Source organism: Shewanella sp. DNRA4 (genome assembly GCF_012843185.1).
GTDB classification, from domain to species: domain Bacteria; phylum Pseudomonadota; class Gammaproteobacteria; order Enterobacterales; family Shewanellaceae; genus Shewanella; species Shewanella xiamenensis.
This window is the reverse complement of record NZ_JABAIP010000002.1, coordinates 125,278-142,684: the sequence shown is the minus strand read 5'-3', so window position 1 is coordinate 142,684 and position 17,407 is coordinate 125,278. Positions and strand designations below refer to the sequence as shown.

Annotated in this window: 12 protein-coding genes and 1 tRNA gene; 3 read left to right on the top strand and 10 right to left on the bottom strand. The window is 46.9% G+C overall.

From position 1 onward, the window contains the following. Nucleotides 1–18 precede the first annotated feature (18 nt). Nucleotides 19–95 (top strand) — tRNA-Ile (locus HG547_RS02570). A 238-nt stretch (nt 96–333) separates the two neighbouring features. On the opposite strand, the gene HG547_RS02565 is transcribed toward HG547_RS02570, so the two are convergent. Continuing rightward, nucleotides 334–2,454, bottom strand: a complete 2,121-nt coding sequence (locus HG547_RS02565; protein WP_169546932.1) for a methyl-accepting chemotaxis protein — start codon at nt 2,452–2,454, stop codon at nt 334–336. 415 nt (nt 2,455–2,869) lie between these two features. On the opposite strand from HG547_RS02565, the gene HG547_RS02560 reads away from it, so the two are divergent. Then, nucleotides 2,870–4,420: a peptide MFS transporter gene (locus HG547_RS02560; protein ID WP_037415432.1), complete on the top strand. Its 1,551-nt coding sequence runs from the start codon at nt 2,870–2,872 to the stop codon at nt 4,418–4,420. 368 nt (nt 4,421–4,788) lie between these two features. Continuing rightward, nucleotides 4,789–5,847 (top strand): LLM class flavin-dependent oxidoreductase, encoded by a 1,059-nt coding sequence (locus HG547_RS02555; protein ID WP_248278678.1) that lies wholly within the window; start codon nt 4,789–4,791, stop codon nt 5,845–5,847. 52 nt (nt 5,848–5,899) lie between these two features. Here HG547_RS02555 and gabT read toward each other — a convergent pair whose 3' ends face one another. The 9 genes from gabT to HG547_RS02510 all read right to left on the bottom strand — a co-directional run bounded on the left by gabT (nt 5,900) and on the right by HG547_RS02510 (nt 17,199). Beyond that, on the bottom strand, nt 5,900–7,177 hold the full coding sequence (gabT, locus tag HG547_RS02550; protein WP_169546930.1) for a 4-aminobutyrate--2-oxoglutarate transaminase: 1,278 nt from the start codon (nt 7,175–7,177) through the stop codon (nt 5,900–5,902). Between the two features lie 63 nt (nt 7,178–7,240). Continuing rightward, the gene (gabD, locus tag HG547_RS02545) at nt 7,241–8,689 is read right to left on the bottom strand and encodes an NADP-dependent succinate-semialdehyde dehydrogenase (protein WP_169546927.1); all 1,449 of its coding nucleotides are present in this window, start codon (nt 8,687–8,689) and stop codon (nt 7,241–7,243) included. A 57-nt stretch (nt 8,690–8,746) separates the two neighbouring features. After that, nucleotides 8,747–10,033 carry an FAD-binding oxidoreductase gene (locus HG547_RS02540; RefSeq protein ID WP_169546925.1) on the bottom strand — a complete coding sequence of 429 codons (1,287 nt, stop codon included), beginning with the start codon at nt 10,031–10,033 and terminating at the stop codon, nt 8,747–8,749. 315 nt (nt 10,034–10,348) lie between these two features. Next, entirely contained in the window at nt 10,349–11,164 is an 816-nt protein-coding gene (locus HG547_RS02535) for an ABC transporter permease subunit (protein ID WP_037415420.1), read from the bottom strand. Next, nucleotides 11,161–12,066, bottom strand: a complete 906-nt coding sequence (locus HG547_RS02530) for an ABC transporter permease subunit (protein ID WP_037415417.1) — start codon at nt 12,064–12,066, stop codon at nt 11,161–11,163. Before HG547_RS02530 ends, HG547_RS02535 begins: the two co-directional genes overlap by 4 nt. Next, complete coding sequence (gene potA / locus HG547_RS02525) at nt 12,063–13,199, bottom strand: polyamine ABC transporter ATP-binding protein (protein WP_037428537.1); 1,137 nt, start codon at nt 13,197–13,199, stop codon at nt 12,063–12,065. The genes HG547_RS02530 and potA overlap by 4 nt, the downstream gene beginning before the upstream one ends. A 159-nt stretch (nt 13,200–13,358) precedes the next feature. Then, nucleotides 13,359–14,459, bottom strand: coding sequence for a polyamine ABC transporter substrate-binding protein (locus HG547_RS02520; protein ID WP_037415411.1), 1,101 nt, complete (start codon nt 14,457–14,459; stop codon nt 13,359–13,361). 621 nt (nt 14,460–15,080) lie between these two features. Further along, nucleotides 15,081–16,436: a glutamine synthetase family protein gene (locus HG547_RS02515; RefSeq protein WP_037415407.1), complete on the bottom strand. Its 1,356-nt coding sequence runs from the start codon at nt 16,434–16,436 to the stop codon at nt 15,081–15,083. A 1-nt stretch (nt 16,437) separates the two neighbouring features. Next, a complete protein-coding gene (locus HG547_RS02510) occupies nt 16,438–17,199 on the bottom strand; it encodes a gamma-glutamyl-gamma-aminobutyrate hydrolase family protein (RefSeq protein ID WP_169546923.1) in 762 nt (253 codons plus the stop codon). Nucleotides 17,200–17,407 lie beyond the last annotated feature (208 nt).

The window sequence follows — 17,407 nt, the reverse complement described above, 5'->3', positions numbered from 1 at the left end:
TGACGATTGCCTTTAGTAGGCCCCTTAGCTCAGTTGGTTAGAGCACACGACTCATAATCGTTAGGTCCACGGTTCAAGTCCGTGAGGGGCCACCACAAAATTCAACAAAAAAGCCCATTTAATAATGGGCTTTTTTGTTTCTGCAATCTGTCGACACTCACTCATACCAACGCGACTCATTCCCGATAACTAACTCAAACGCGATTTCGATTTCCCCTTTAGGTAATGGCCCAATTAAAGCAAAAACAAAGGCGCTAACTGATAACCACGTTAGCGCCTTGATAAGGTTAGAAAACCTGTCAGACCTTAAATAGCAGGAGGCTGACCATCTGGTTAGGTTTTTAACTTACCTAATTGCTGATGTTGTTGTTTCACCAGCTCGGCGAGAACGACGCTGCTTTGCTGTGCTTCGCCTGCAAGACGAGCGAGTTCAGAGGCTGAGTCGGATATGCCAGTAATATTTCGATTAACCTCTTCAGTAACGGCACTTTGCTCCTCTGCCGCCGCAGCAATATGGGTCACTTGCGCTGAAATCTCCTCAATCTGGCTAACCATAGAATTAAGGGAGGTAAGTGCTTGCTCCGTTTGCGAAACGGCCATTTGTGCACGCTCAGCACCTTTATCAATAATCCCCGATGCACTAAGAACCTCTTTTTGGAGCGCATCAATCAGCACGCTAATATCATCGGTGGAGCTTTGGGTTTTGGAGGCAAGTGCCCTTACTTCATCGGCCACCACCGCAAAACCCCGTCCTTGCTCACCTGCGCGAGCAGCCTCAATAGCCGCATTTAAGGCGAGTAAGTTTGTTTGCGCGGCAATCGAGCTAATCACTTCGAGGATTCGGCTAATATTAGTGCTACTTTCAGCCACTTTACTGACGGCGACTTTAGCCTGCATAGACTCTTGCGACATAGTAGTCACATAATCCATTGCTTTAGTCAGACTGTCTTCACTGAGACGCACATTGCGTGACATAGCCTCCGTTTCGGCAGCGGTTTGTTCAGAAGCTTTGGCAACCTCAAGGGCTGTAGCACTCATTTCATTAACCGCAGTCACAACACTCTCAATCTCACCATATTGACGATGTACGCTATCGCGGGTTAATTCTGCAATTTTTGCAGAGGATAAACTTTCCTCCTGTGTCCGCCCTGCCAACGCTTTAAGCTCGGAGATTAAATCCTTAAGTTTATTGATAAAGGAATTAAATCCTTTACCCAGAGCGATAAGTTCTGCGTGTGAATCGACTTCAATCGATTGAGTTAAATCGCCATCGGCACTGGCTAAATTTTCAACGCGTCCCTGAATGACTTTGAGCGGTGCAATCACGCTGCGGATCACTATGCTGATGGTAACAACCGCTAAAATGGAAACCGCTAGGCCAACAATCAATAAGATGCTGCCAAGTGATGTTGCCATTTCGTCCATTTTTTCATTTAGTTGAATCGAACTCTTGAGTGCCATTGATTTAGGGACTTGAATCGCAAGTGACCACTCTGCGTTGGCAAGGGGAATATTAATCGGATAGGCAACGATAATTTCATCGTCATTTGCCATGTAACCGCCATTTTTATGCAATCCAACAATTTGTGTTGCCAATTTGGGGTCAATAGACTCGGCTAACGGACGCGCCTTTTTACTGTAGTGGCTTGCGGCAACCACTAAACCACGGGTACTGAGCAAAGTCACTTTAGCTTGGCCGTCATAAAGGCTTTTAGACAGTTTATCAATTAACACTTGGAATACTGGTAGGTTGAGATCCACCCCAACCACACCAATAAATTGTTTATGCTTAAGTACAGGAACCGTTAACGACGTCATTAACGCTGTATTGCCAGGGGTGATTTCGTAGAGATAAGGTTCCATTAAACAAGGCTTTAAGGTCTCCTTTGCACATAAAAACCATTCAGCATCTCGTATACCAAATTCGTTGAGAGTTGTTTTATATTTTTCCGATGAATCATCAACTTGGTTATGTTCAACTGTGCCATCATCATTGCGAGTGTAATACACCTCCAATGCCCCAGATGAAGCAACACTATGGCTGACATTAACATTTAAAAATTCACTGTCGAGTCCATCATACCCATTAGCTTCGAACTGGGCATACATTGACGAGATTTGCGTATTTTTCTTTAACACAGCAGCCACAGCGAGTTCTAAACGATCACGCTTGAGTGGCAATTCTTCTGACGTGCTTTCAAGTATGCCTGAAAAGGAATAAGGGATCCGGTAAGCTTCGTTGATAAAACCTGCGACCATTTCGCCATATTCGCCCGCTCGCGCTTCAAGCTTATCGTGGGTCTCCTTTTGCAATGTTTCTTGAACCTGATAGGAAAGTTCAGCATTTTGATCCGAGAGGGTCCACCATAGACTGATGGAGAGAATAGCCACTATTGAGAGAAATAAGGCGGAAGTGATCCACAACAACTTAGTACTGATGGACAAATGCTTCATCGAGTAAACTCCAAATATAAGGTCAAGAGCCTAATTATTATGATCTAGTTCATTTTTATTTTTGCTGACTAATTTAAAAAATAGCACTCTGCGTCGGGATTACCAGTCTTTAAGATAGTGAATTGTTAACTATAAGTAAAACTTTTCACCGACAGATTTAGGGCCAATTGCGACCTTTATCCCAATAGGTGGCAATTTGATATTTATCCCAAATCGATGAACGCAAATATGACCAAACTCACAAACCACAAAGATTAGCGAGCCACACTTTTTTACAAAAATTAATTCCAGATTAAAAACCCCTATTTCATTTGTAACAAAGTCTATTCTTTGGCGTTGTGGCATTGGTTTGCGCAGGCTATCGCCTTATACTCTTGGCCTTAAACACAAAACAACAATAACGGAAGCAAGCTTTATGACTCTTGGTACCAATCAGGTAAGCAAGACACATTCGTTTATGACTGTGTCACTTATCGAATTATGGGAACGTTTTGGTTATTACGGCATGCAAGCGCTGATCGTGTACTTTATGGTGCAGCGTCTTGGCTTTGATGACTCCCGTGCAAACTTAGTTTGGAGTGCCTGTGCGGCGCTGATTTACGTGTCGCCAGCCATAGGTGGTTGGGTTGGGGATAAAATTCTCGGCACCAAACGCACTATGTTGCTCGGTGCGGGGATTTTATCGGTAGGTTATGCATTGATGACGGTGCCTACCGAAAACACTTGGTTTATGTTCTCCGCTCTTGGGGTGATTGTGGTCGGTAACGGCCTATTTAAACCCAATGCCGGTAACTTAGTCCGTAAGATTTACGAAGGTGATGACTCTAAGATCGACAGCGCCTTTACCATCTACTACATGGCGGTAAACGTAGGTTCGACTTTCTCTATGCTGTTAACGCCTTGGATTAAGGACTATGTTAACGCGCAATATGGTAACGAATTTGGCTGGCATGCCGCTTTTGCCGTGTGCTGTGTGGGCCTAATCGTCGGCTTAGGTAACTATGCCCTGATGTATAAGAGCCTCGCCAACTATGGTTCAGAGCCTGATACTCGCCCCGTCAACAAAAAGAATCTTGCGATCGTATTGATATTAGCGGCACTTTCCGTTGTTGCTTCGGCCATTATTCTTGAATATGAAGATGTTGCCCGAGTATTCGTGTATGCCGCGGGTGTGGCAGTATTAGGGATTTTCTTCCACTTAATTCGTACCAGTGAGCCAAGTGAGCGTGCAGGCCTTATCGCAGCGCTTATCCTCACAGTGCAAACCGTCTTCTTCTTTATCTTCTATCAACAAATGTCGACTTCGCTGGCCCTGTTTGCGCTGCGTAACGTCGATTGGGATTTCCAAGTCTTTGGTACCCATTTATGGACTTGGTCTCCTGCACAGTTCCAAGCACTTAACCCAATCTGGATCATGGTGTTAAGCCCAGTGTTGGCTTGGAGTTATTCATGGGCTGGTCGTAATAATAAAGACTTTTCGATTGCCGCTAAGTTCGCTTTAGGTTTTGCGGTTGTCGCGATTGGCTTCTTTATCTACGGATTTGCAGGACAATTTGCCGTTGAGGGTAAAACCTCTTCTTGGGTAATGATCTGGGGTTATGCCTCTTACTCACTCGGCGAACTGCTGGTGAGTGGTCTTGGTTTAGCCATGATCGCCCGCTACGTACCGGCTCGCATGGGCGGCTTTATGATGGGCGCGTATTTCGTGGCATCGGGTATTTCCCAGTACTTGGGCGGCGTTGTGGCAAACTTTGCCAGCGTGCCACAGGACTTAGTCGATCCACTGCAAACTCTGCCCGTCTATACCAATCTATTCAATAAATTAGGTATTGCAGCCGTGGTTTGTACTTTTATCGCCTTAGCCGTATTACCACTGATGCGCCGTTTGACCGAAAGTCATCACGCCCATAACAGTATTGAAGATAACGCGGCGGCCTCACTACGTGATGTGAAAGCCGAGCAATAATCCTTCATTCACATAAGTCATATGTGAGCAATAAAAACTGCCGACAAGCCCCGCTTGCGGCAGTTTTTTTATACCTTTAGGTTACTGCTCATCACCAAACAATCTGAACTTTCTGTGCTGATTTTTCATGCATCGGCTTGGGATAAGGCTTTCACCCCTGTTTGCAAAACTAAGATGTTCGGTTCCAATTTTAACTCAGTGTTAAGCTAAAGCCTTGAGCTTGTTTATCGTTGATACGTCACCATATCCTAGGGTAAGACTCCATCAGCACTGACAGAACAATCGCTTTAGCGCCCACCACATTCATCCGTGGGAGACAAATAAAGCCGTTGCTACAGGGCTGACACACGCTAAGAGGCGCTTAATTTATGGCTACATCATCTACTTCAACATCATCTGTCATCCCATCGCAGGCTGTGCCCGCGGCTAAATCTCCCCTGGCGGAGATTCCCTTTTCACTGTTAGAGCTTGCCCCTGTTCGCTATGGCGCCAGTATCGGAGACACGCTACGCGCCAGCCTGCAATACGCTAAGGTGGCCGATGACTTAGGCTTTAATCGTTTCTGGTTTGCCGAGCACCACAATATGCCCGGTATCGCCAGCGCCGCGACATCGGTATTAATTGGCTATATTGCCGAGAATACTAAACGCATTCGCGTCGGCGCGGGTGGGATTATGCTGCCCAACCATGCGCCCCTAGTGGTTGCCGAGCAGTTTGGTACGCTCGAGAGTCTTTATCCTGGCCGTATCGATTTAGGGCTTGGCCGCGCCCCTGGGAGCGATCAAATCACCAGTCGCGCCCTTAACCGCGATATGAGCCGCGCGGAGCAATTTCCCGCCGAGGTGAGCGAGTTACAAACCTTACTCGGCGACTACAATGGCCATCATCCCGTGAGAGCGATTCCCGGCGAAGGCACCCATGTGCCGATATGGCTACTTGGCTCTAGCCTGTTTAGCGCCCAGCTTGCGGCACAGCGCGGCTTACCCTATGTCTTTGCAGGGCATTTTGCACCAAGGTTCCTCTACGATGCGATTGAGATTTACCGCCGCGACTTTAAGCCATCTAAGGTGTCGGATAAGCCCTATGTCATGCTTGGCCTGCCGCTTATCGCCGCCGAGACAGATGCCGAAGCCGAATACTTGAGTACCACCTCCAAGCAACGGGTACTTGCGCTGATCCGTGGTGAGGCGCTTTGGTTAAAGCCCCCCGTGCATAGCATGGATGGCCTATGGAGCGAGCAGGAAAAAACCTATGTCGATAACTTCTTAGGCTTATCCGTCACCGGTGGCCCCACCACAATCAAGCACCGCTTAGAGATGATAGTGAAAGAACTAGGTGTCGATGAGTTTATCTTTACCAACGATTTGTATGATCAGGACAAACGTGAGCGAGCACTGCAAATCCTGATGGAAATTAAAGGAAATTAAGCGTTAAACCACGCCATAAAAAATCCCGCCTAAGCGGGATTTTTTATCTCTGTTAACCTTTTAACACGGCATCGAAGCAGGCCTTAAGAATGCCCAGCCCCGCTCCAAGCTGCTCGTCTGGCACTGTCAATGGCACCAAAATCCGCAGCACGTTTCCGTAGGTGCCGCAGGAGAGGAGAATCAATCCTCGGTTTCTTGCTTCGGCTAAGATTTGAGCACAGTACTGAGGTGCAGGTTTGCCATCTTCCATTAATTCAATGGCGATCATCGCCCCTAGACCACGCACATCGGCAATTTGTGGATGTTCGACTTGCATGGTATTTAACGCCGACTTAATCCGCTCGCCAATCGCATTGGCACGCTCAAGCAGCTTTTCCTCTTCAAACACCTCAAGTACAGCAAGCGCCGCCACACAGGCCAGCGGGTTACCACCGTAGGTGCCGCCAAGGCCACCGGGACCAATAGCATCCATGACTTCAGCTTTACCCGTAATACCTGAGAGTGGGAAACCACCAGCAATGGATTTCGCAAAGGTGGTGATATCGGCGCTCACGCCCATTTGCTCCATCGCGAAGAAGGTCCCCGTGCGACCCGCCCCCGTTTGCACTTCATCGGCGATAAGCATAATGCCTTCGCGGTCACAAAGTGCACGTAAACGTTGCATAAAGGCTGGCGAAGCGGCATAAAACCCGCCTTCGCCCTGCACAGGTTCGAGAATAATTGCGGCAATATCACTTGGCTCCGCATCATTTTTAAAGATGCGTTCGATAGACGCCATCGCATCATCATCGGACACGCCGTGTAGCGCACAGGGAAACTCAGCGCGGAACACATTAGCCGACATTAACCCCATACCTTTACTGTAAGGCGCAACCTTTCCCGTTAACGCCAGTGCCGCCATAGTACGACCATGGTAACCCGAGGTAAAGGCAATCACGCCCGCCCGCTTAGTGTATGCCCGAGCAACTTTAACTGCATTTTCAACCGCTTCTGAGCCGCTGGTAAATAAGGCTGTCTTCTTGGCAAAATCCCCCGGCACTAACTGATTCAGTTTTTCACAGACTTGAATATAGCTTTCATAACCCAGCACCATAAAACAGGTGTGGGAGAAGTCCTCAAGCTGCGCCGCAACAGCCGCCTTAACCTTAGGATGTAAATGCCCAGTGTTGAGCACAGCAATACCACCGGCAAAGTCGATAAACTCTCGACCTTCAACATCCCACACACTCGCGTTTTCAGCGCGGGCAGTAAAAATTGGGTGAATTTGACCCACTCCACCAGCTACAGCGGCTTGGCGACGTGCCATTAATGAATCATTAGTTGTGCTCATTTTGTGTTCCTTACTTGCATTCCCAACTTGCTGAAGTCGCATTGCCTGTCAAGCGTCAGTCACTTAAACAGACATACAGATATATTTGATTTCTAAATATTCTTCGATGCCGTACTTAGAGCCTTCTCGGCCGAGCCCTGAGGATTTCATTCCGCCAAACGGCGCGACTTCGGTGGAGATCAACCCAGTGTTGACGCCTACCATGCCGTATTCCAATGCCTCGGCCACTTTCCACACTAAGGAAATATCACGGCCATAAAAATAAGCCGCTAACCCAAACTCGGTATCATTGGCTTGCTTAATCACATCGTCCACATCGGTAAACTTAAACAGCGGCGCCAGTGGGCCAAAGGTTTCTTCACGGGCCACGCGCATACTGCTATCGACATGCGTCAGTACCGTGGGCTCGAAGAAGTTGCCGCCTAAGCTATGGGGCTTACCGCCCGCGACTACTGTCGCCCCTTTACTGAGCGCATCCTCAAGATGACTCTGGACTTTTTCGACCGCCGCGCGATTGATAAGCGGTCCTGTAGTGACGCCTTCAGTAATCCCCTCACCGACCTTTAATTTACCCACGGCAATGCTGAGCTTGCGAGCAAATTCGTCATACACACCCGCTTGGACATAGATGCGGTTAGCGCAGACACAGGTTTGCCCCGCATTGCGATACTTAGCGATCATGGCGCCTTCAACCGCCGCATCGATATTGGCATCGTCGAATACGATAAATGGCGCATTACCGCCTAATTCTAAAGATAATTTCTTCAGAGTCGGCGCGCATTGCTCCATCAACTTAATACCCACTTGGGTCGAGCCAGTGAAAGACAACTTACGCACAGTTGGGTTGCTACACATCTCATTACCAATGCCGATAGCATCACCGGTGATCACACTGAATACCCCAGCGGGGATCCCGGCGCGCTCGGCAAGCACGGCTAAGGCTAATGCGGTAAAAGGTGTTTGCGGCGCAGGTTTCACCACCATAGTACAACCGGCAGCCAGTGCTGGCGCGGCTTTACGGGTGATCATCGCCGCAGGAAAGTTCCAAGGGGTAATGGCCGCAGTCACGCCCACGGGCTGCTTGATCACCATGATGCGTTTATCGCCCTGATGCCCAGGAATCGTATCGCCATAGACGCGTTTCGCCTCTTCGGCGAACCATTCGATAAAGGAGGCGGCGTAGGTGACTTCACCCTTCGCTTCGGCAAGGGGTTTGCCCTGCTCAGTGGTCATCATTAGCGCTAAGTCATCACTGTTTTCATTGAGTAATTCAAACCAGCGACGCAGCTTGGCACCACGCTCTTTTGCGGTAAGTGCTCGCCATGCAGGCAATGCCGCTTCAGCTGCCGCAATCGCCGCTTGCGTTTCGACTTGCCCCATCACAGGGACACTGGCGATCACCGCGCCCGTCGCCGGATTAGCGATAACGACAGTTTCTTTTGACTGCGCATCGCACCATTGACCATTGATATAACATTGCTGACGCAGCAGACTCGGGTCTTTTAACAACACAGGAAATTCCTCTCGCTGCGAGGTAATGCCTTACCTCGTATAAAAAATTCAAATAAATTAGATACCTAATTTATCTCTTAGACTGTAATACCATGCTCCCAACGCACTAAAAGGCACACGTAAGGCGTGTCCGCCGGGGAAGGGATAATGGGGCAGCGCCGCAAAAGCATCGAAACGCGTGGCTTGACCATTGAGCATTTCGGCAATTAACTTGCCTGCCAAGTGGGTATAAGTAACGCCATGGCCGCTACAACCCTGTGAGTAATAGATATTTTTACCAATACGACCGACCTGTGGTAGACGCGATAAGGTCAATAAAAAGTTACCCGTCCAAGCATAATCAACCTTAACCCCTTTTAACTGTGGGAAGGTTTTGAGCATATTCGGGATAATCAGGGATTCAATATCCGCAGGATCGCGGGCACCATAAACAACCCCACCGCCGTAGATCAGGCGCTTGTCACCAGACAGCCTAAAATAATCAAGCAGATAGTTACAATCTTCGACGCAGTAGTCTTGGGGCAACAGACTTGCAGCCAGCTCTTCATCCAAAGGCTCTGTGGTGATCACTTGGGTACCGCAAGGCATAGACTTGGCTTGTAATTCTGGCATAAGTTTACCGAGGTAAGCGTTACCTGCCACCACCACAAACTTGGCTTTTACACTACCCTTAGCGGTGTGTACGACAGGACTATCGCCTTCATCGACCCGCAGCACCGCTGAGTCTTCAAAAATCTTGCCGCCAAGGGATTCTACTGCACGGGCTTCACCCAAGGCTAAATTCAGCGGGTGAATATGGCCGCCGCTCTTGTCCAACATACCGCCGACATAGCGCTCAGTATTTACCACAGTTCGAATGCCGTTTGCATCGAGCATCTCAAGCTTGCCAACATGACCATGGCTTTCCCATAACTGCTTTTGATGGCGTAAATGGCCCATTTGCTTTTCGTTCATTGCCGCGAATACACCGCCATCTTTGAGATCGCAGTCAATGTTGTACTTAGCGATACGTTCACGGATGATGCGTCCGCCCTCGAAGGCCATTTGACCAAAGAGCTTGGCTTGTTCTTTGCCAACGGTTTTTTCAATGGTATCAATGTCACGGCTATAGCTGTTGACGATTTGTCCACCATTACGCCCCGAGGCTCCCCAACCAATTCGCGCCGCTTCGAGCACCACCACACTAAAACCCGATTCGAGTAAATGCAGTGCGGCAGACAGGCCTGTATACCCCGCACCAATCACACAAACATCGGCTTCAATCGATTCCTGTAAACGCGCGCGCTCAACCTTATCGTTGGCCGATGCCGCATAATATGATTCAGTGTGAGGTATGGCTGACATGATGTTCCCTTGATTTTTATGTTCATTATTTTAAACAACTATCACATCCTACACCTTCAAATCGGGAAACACTAGCCATAAAAGCACAATAATTTACACAATGTTTGATATTTCAAACAAAGTATCCTTCATGCCTTAAACGGATTTGAAAATTGAGTGTAGAGGTACAGATAAGAAGACTTGGCGGGAGAGAGAAGGATGGCCTTTGGTATCAAGGCCATCCTTTTTCACGCGAGATTTCGACTCAGTGCTTGCTCACTCTGCTCTTGAATCTCAGCACTGGAATCCCCGCTTATTTGTGCATGTTAGTACACGTTAGTTAAGCGGCATCCGTTCACGTTTTTCGGCGCGTCTTGCCATATACCACGACAGGAAAGCGATTAACGACACGCACAGAATGATAAGTGTTGCCAATGCGTTGATCTTAGGCGATACCCCCAAGCGCACCGAGGAGAACACCACCATAGGTAAGGTCGTCGCACCGGGGCCTGAGGCAAAGCTTGCAATCACTAAGTCATCGAGTGACAGACTAAAGGATAACAACCACCCCGCCACTAATGCCGGCGAAATCATAGGCACAGTGATCAGGAAGAAGGTCTTAAGCGGTGTTGCACCAAGATCCATTGCCGCCTCTTCGATTGACATGTCTAACTCACGCAATCTTGAAGACACCACCACAGCCACATAGGCCGCACAGAAGGTCGAATGGGCAATCCATACTGTCACCATGCCGCGCTCTTTCGGCCAACCTAAAAGATCTGCCAAATGCACAAATAGCAGCAGTAATGACAAACCCGTGATGACCTCGGGCATAACCAAGGGCGCTGTGATCATATTTGACAAGGTGAGCTTGGCCCATGAACGCTTAAACCGCGTCATCACAAAGGCAGCCATAGTGCCGATAATCACCGCCATAGTGGAGCTGTAAAACGCAATTCTTAGGCTGGTCCATACGGCATCGAGGATCTGCTGATCGGCAAATAGCTCGCCGTACCACTTAGGTGAAAAACCGCCCCACACTGTCACAAGCTTGGATTCGTTAAAAGAATAGATCACTAGAATCAGCATAGGCGCGTATAAAAAGAACAACCCAAACCACAGCATTACAGAAGAAAAACTCAGCTTTTTCATAGGTCTTTCTCCAAACTACGTGCTTGATAGCGATGGAATAAGGTAATAGGAATAATCAGTAGTGCCAGCATCACAATCGCCAGTGATGAGGCCATAGGCCAATCACGGTTATTGAAGAACTCCTGCCACAACACTTTACCTATCATTAACGAATCTGGACCGCCGAGCAGTTCAGGGATCACAAACTCGCCGACTGCCGGAATAAATACCAACATCGATCCAGCAATCACCCCACTTTTGGATAAAGGAAAAGTGATTTTCCAGAAAGTGTTAATCCGACTTGATCCTAAATCTGAAGCAGCCTCAATTAAACTCATATCTAACTTCACTAAGGTCGCATACAGCGGCAAGATCATAAAAGGCAAATAGGCATAGATAATCCCGATATAGACGGCGATATTGGTGTTCAAGATTTGCAATGGCTCAGAAATGACACCTAACCACATCAATGTGTTATTGATAATCCCCGTGTTACTTAAGATCCCCATCCAGGCATAAACGCGGATTAAGAACGAGGTCCAAGAAGGTAGCATCACCAATAACAACAGCACGGTTTGCAACCTTGCTGGCGCACGGGCAATGGCATAGGCCATAGGATAACCAATGATCAAACAGCCAATGGTTGAAATGAGCGCCATTTTTAATGAGCTGAGATACGCGGTGTAATACAGCGAATCATCTAGCAACATCAAATAGTTACCCAAATGCAGGAAGATATTTAGTACATCATCTGCATATTGAAAAGTCGCCTCATAGGGCGGAATTGAAATCGCCGCCGTAGAGAAACTAATTTTAAGGACAATGGCAAAGGGCAAGGCGAAGAACAGCAATAGCCAAGTATAAGGTAGACTTATCGTCCAGAAGCGTCCTTTAAGCCATTTAAGTTTGGACTTTATCTTCATGATCTTAACACCACGCCACTGGTGTCCTCCCAACTGATAAACACTTCATCATCCCAGGTTGCATGGTCGGCGCGGCGTTCACGGTTTGTCATACTGCATTGCACAATCTGGCCATTTTCAAGGCGAATGTAGTACACCGAGATCCCACCTAAATAGGCTATATCATGCACTATGCCCTTAGCCCAGTTATATTCACCTTCAGGTTGTTCACGGCTGATAATGGTTTTCTCTGGGCGGACAGCGAGCCATACGTGCTTTTCTTCAACACTGGTGGTTACCCCGTAACCCACATAGAAAGGCTGTACTAAATCATTGGGTTTAATGATGAGGTGGTCGACTTCGTCCACTTCAATCTCACCGCCAAAGAGGTTCACTGAACCGATAAATTCGGCAATCATGCGACTATTTGGACTCTCGTAGATATCCATAGGAGAGCCGGTTTGAGCTATCCAACCATCACTCATAATCGAGATCCGGCCCGCCATGGTCATGGCTTCTTCCTGATCATGGGTCACCATCACACAGGTCACACCAACACGTTCGAGGATTTCAACCACTTCTAACTGCATCTGAGTACGTAGTTTTTTATCTAGTGCACCCATTGGCTCGTCAAGCAATAATAATTTCGGACGTTTTGCCAAAGATCGAGCAAGGGCGACCCGTTGGCGCTGACCACCAGAAAGCTGATGCGGTTTACGTTTCCCGTATTGCTCCATATGTACCAACTTGAGCATTTCCTGTACGCGTTGCTCAATTTCAGCTTTCGGTAATTTGTCTTGCTTTAAACCAAAGGCGATATTTTGTGCCACTGTCATATGGGGAAATAGCGCATAGGATTGGAACATCATATTGATCGGACGTTCATAAGGCGGTAGATCGGTAATATCTTCACCATCGAGAAAAATCCGCCCAGAAGTCGGTCTTTCGAACCCCGCGAGCATACGCAACAAGGTAGACTTACCCGAGCCTGAGCCTCCAAGTAAGGCAAAAATTTCGCCTTTATTGATCGTCAATGATACGTCGTCAACTGCACGCACATCATCAAACAGCTTACTGACCCGCTCAATCTTAAGCAGGACTTTTTCTTGCGTCTTTGTAGTGGGTTTATTGGTGACGCCCGAGGTGCTTGCCATAGTACTTCTCCACCCGAGTATTGATGTGATAACACATTCAACACTTGAGATTTACACAATGAATTAATGAATAGAGATTTAATCTTGCAGACTTAATGTCCAAAGGAGCAGCCATTGTCTTGTTATCAAAAGGGGCAAGCTGTGCTTGCCCCATGTCGATTATTGGCCAGATTTCACTTTGGTCCAGACGCGAGTTAATACACGTTGGATTTTCAATGGACGAATTTCGCCAATATACAATTTATCTAATACTTCTTTTGGTGGATAAATCGCTGGGTCATTGCGAATCGCTTCATCGACTAAGGGCTGTGCAGGATCGTTAGGATTTGCATAAGCCACATAGTTAGAGATAGGTGCAATCACCTCAGGGCGAAGTAAGTAGTTGATAAGCTTGTGAGCATTTTCCACGTTAGTGGCGTCTGCTGGGATGGCTAACATATCAAACCACAGGTTGGCGCCTTCTTTAGGAATAGAGTAACCAATCTTATTGCCATTACCCGCTTCATCGGCGCGGGCAGCAGCTTGGAACACATCACCAGAGAAACCATAAGCCACGCAAATATCACCATTGGCGAGATCAGAGATATAACGTGATGAATGGAAATACGTCACATAGGGACGAATCTTTTCGAGTAACTCACCAGCTTTTTCGTAATCTTCGGCCTTAGTACTGTTAGGATCGAGCCCAAGATAAATCATTGCCTGTGGCACCATATCATCGGCCGAATCTAACATGGCAAAGCCACATTTAGAGATTTTTTCAGCATATTTTGGGTTAAAGATCAGCTCCATAGAATTTAATGGTGCATCTTCACCCACAGCCGCTTTCACTTTATTGATGTTGTAACCAATACCATTCGTTCCCCACAGATAAGGGACTGCATATTGATTACCTGGATCGGCCTTCTCTAACAGCTTCATCAGGTCAGCATTGAGGTTTTTAAAATTGGTGAGTTTAGAGCGGTCTAGTGGCTTGAATGCACCGGCCTTAATCTGTTTAGCGAGGAAATGGTTGGATGGGACAACGATGTCATAGCCGCTGCGACCAGATAATAACTTAGCTTCGACGACTTCATTGCTATCAAACACATCGTAAATCACCCGAATCCCAGTTTCCTTTTTGAAGTTTTCTAAGGTGTCTTCTGCAATATAATCAGACCAATTATATACACGCACAACTTCTTCAGCTTGAGCAGCTACGCTGGCAAGTGATCCTGCGGTTACTAGCGCCAAAGTCGTCATCTTATTAAATAGCTTCATGCTTTCTCCTTTCTCGGGTAGCAGAATTGCCTTTAACAATTCTGAAATTGTGTCACCGACCATCTGCTCGGTTATTGTTGTTATTCTCGACCAATGCTACACCTTAAAAACCGCATCGGCAGTCTCTACAGCACCATAATGCCTTCATCTCTAGGTCGCTGCAATGAATGGGATTATCAGATTTCATGCCAAATTTATCTATATCTATATTTGCATTAACAAGCATAAAAATAGACTAGTTATCGTAACACCATACATCTTGCAATATTAAGGCAAATGCCTCAAGCCCCTAGGGAAACCGCTGCAACCATCTTACAAAGTTATTAACTAACAGCCAGTTAAAACCAAACTTACAGGTTCAACTTTATGTATTTACTCTTAGGACCAAGCACCGCACACAGAGACACTAAATGAATGAGCACTCAAAAGAGCAGATAAATCTTCCCTTTATCCAAAGTAAGCACTTAAGGTTAAAAGCACTCTGCACCAAAGTTAAGCAAGCAACCCAAAATGGTGCAGAGAATTTTTAATCACTGTTTGAATGTTCTCATTGTCAGGCGTTAGAATCCGTTAACAACATGACGATATTGAACAAAAACAGTGCAACCTATGTAAAACATTTTATACACTGAGTAATAAAAATTCTCGCTCCCACGAACTCACCACTCTGCGGAAATTTTCAAGCTCGGCCTGTTTGACGGCCACAAAGCCCGTGGTAAAGGACTCACCTAAATATTCCTTACAGGCATCACTTTCTTCCATCGCAGCTAACGCTTCTTCCAAGGTTAATGGTAAGCAGTGTGGGTTATTGCTCCGGCTTTCATTGGATTTACCTTGAACGGGTGTGGAGGGTTTGAGTCCCTCGACCATACCGATATAACCACAGAGTAAACTCGCTGCAATGGCTAAGTAGCAGTTAGCATCCGCACCTGGTATACGGTTTTCAATACGACGATTTTGAGGTGAAGATTCCGGAATACGTAAACCACAGGTCCTATTTTCAACACCCCATTCCAAGTTAACGGGCGCAGAGGTTCCCGGTAAGAATCGACGGAACGAGTTAGCATTTGGGGCCATCAAAGGTAGGAGTTCAGGGATAAATTTCTGTAGCCCTGCGATATAACTCAAAAACAACGCACTTTGCGTACCATCTTCGTTGGTAAATATATTTTTACCCGTTTCTTTGTTAATCACACTTTGATGAATATGCATAGCACTACCCGGCTCATCGGTTACGGGTTTTGCCATAAAGGTAGCGCAAACATTATGCTTTAATGCCGCTTCACGTAGAGTGCGCTTAAACACAAACACCTGATCCGCTAGTGATAATGGGTTGCCGTGACTGAAGTTAATCTCCATCTGTGCAGGGCCATCTTCATGGATAAGCGTATCAATATCTAAACCCTGAATTTCGCACCAGTCATACATATCTTCAAACAGAGGATCGTATTCGTTGGCGGCATCAATTGAAAAAGACTGACGCCCCGCTTCCGGTCTGCCTGAGCGGCCAATAGGCGGCTTGAGGGGTAAATCGTGATCATCGCTACGGCTGGTCAGGTAAAACTCCATCTCAGGTGCAATAACAGGCTCCCAGCCTTTTTCATCATAAAGAGACAGCACTTTTTTCAAGACGTTACGAGGTGATAATTCGATAGGATTGCCCATTCTGTCGTAACAATCGTGGATCACCTGTGCCGTAGCTTCAATCGTCCAAGGCAGCATAAATACTGCATTTTCATCGGGAACGCAGACAAAATCGATATCGGCATCATCGAGCAAACTGTAATAGATATCATCGTCGACAAAGTCACCGGTGACGGTTTGCAGCAACACGCTTTCGGGTAAGCGCATACCTTTTTCATCGAGAAATTTATCTACTGGCGCAATTTTGCCACGGGCGATACCAGTCATATCGCTGATAACACATTCGACTTCTGTGATTTTTCGTTCTTTTAAAAAAGCGATTAGCTTATTCATTTTATTTCACTCGAGTTGTAGCCCTACGACGACACGCATCACCAAAGGCATTGAATATTGAGAGGTAAAATGGGTTTTCACTTACTTTCCATTCAGGATGCCATTGCACACCGAGGGCAAATTCAGTGGCATCTATCACGGAGAAAGCCTCCACAAGACCATCAGGAGCACAAGCTTCTGGCCGCAACCCCATCCCAAGGCGCTCCACGCCTTGAGTATGCACAGAGTTAACCTCTGCAGAGTTACGGCCCCAAGCCTCGTAAATGACCCCCCCAGGCTCCACAGTAATACTGTGGGATGGCCCATATTGCACCTCTAACGAGGCCTCTTTATCTTCTCTATGTTCAATAAAACCGCCCATTTCGTGTAACTTCTGGTGCAGACTGCCACCAAAAGCCACGTTCATTTCCTGAAAACCGCGACAAATCCCAAGCACGGGGACTCCCGCAGCAATGGCAGCTCGAATAAGTGGTAGTGTCGTAGCGTCACGCTTAGGATCGTGGTGAGTACCCGCTTCACTCGGTACCCCCGCATAAAGGTGTGGCTCAACGTTAGAGGGCGAACCCGTAAACAGAATACCGTCAAGTCTTGCCAGAATGGCTTCGATAGGTTGGTCCGCGCCTAAGGATGGGATCACAAGTGGCCACCCCTTAGCACCATTTACCACACCTAATAGGTATTTTTCGCCAACAATATTAAAAGGGTGTGAACCCAATCGTTGGTTACACGCAATAACACCAATAAGGGGTAACAGGGTAGACATAACTCACCTTCCAAGCATTTATTCACGAGTACAATGAACAAGTTAATTTTTAATGTTCATTTTTTCACACAGTACACCGAAATTTAACCTCAGGCAAGAGGTTAAACACTTGTTAATGACAGTTTGATTTAAATGCGTAATTTTTAGTTTTAATACAGAAACTTAAACTAACAATCTTTGTTCTTTGATGATAAAACAACCACCAGCA

Bases quoted from the DNA above. Each gene is read 5' to 3' on its own strand.
- HG547_RS02565 (WP_169546932.1), bottom strand. From the start codon at position 2,454: ATGAAGCATTTGTCCATCAGTACTAAGTTGTTGTGGATCACTTCCGCC.
- HG547_RS02560 (WP_037415432.1), top strand. From the start codon at position 2,870: ATGACTCTTGGTACCAATCAGGTAAGCAAGACACATTCGTTTATGACT.
- HG547_RS02555 (WP_248278678.1), top strand. From the start codon at position 4,789: ATGGCTACATCATCTACTTCAACATCATCTGTCATCCCATCGCAGGCT.
- gabT (WP_169546930.1), bottom strand. From the start codon at position 7,177: ATGAGCACAACTAATGATTCATTAATGGCACGTCGCCAAGCCGCTGTA.
- HG547_RS02540 (WP_169546925.1), bottom strand. From the start codon at position 10,033: ATGTCAGCCATACCTCACACTGAATCATATTATGCGGCATCGGCCAAC.
- HG547_RS02535 (WP_037415420.1), bottom strand. From the start codon at position 11,164: ATGAAAAAGCTGAGTTTTTCTTCTGTAATGCTGTGGTTTGGGTTGTTC.
- HG547_RS02530 (WP_037415417.1), bottom strand. From the start codon at position 12,066: ATGAAGATAAAGTCCAAACTTAAATGGCTTAAAGGACGCTTCTGGACG.
- potA (WP_037428537.1), bottom strand. From the start codon at position 13,199: ATGGCAAGCACCTCGGGCGTCACCAATAAACCCACTACAAAGACGCAA.
- HG547_RS02520 (WP_037415411.1), bottom strand. From the start codon at position 14,459: ATGAAGCTATTTAATAAGATGACGACTTTGGCGCTAGTAACCGCAGGA.
- HG547_RS02515 (WP_037415407.1), bottom strand. From the start codon at position 16,436: ATGAATAAGCTAATCGCTTTTTTAAAAGAACGAAAAATCACAGAAGTC.
- HG547_RS02510 (WP_169546923.1), bottom strand. From the start codon at position 17,199: ATGTCTACCCTGTTACCCCTTATTGGTGTTATTGCGTGTAACCAACGA.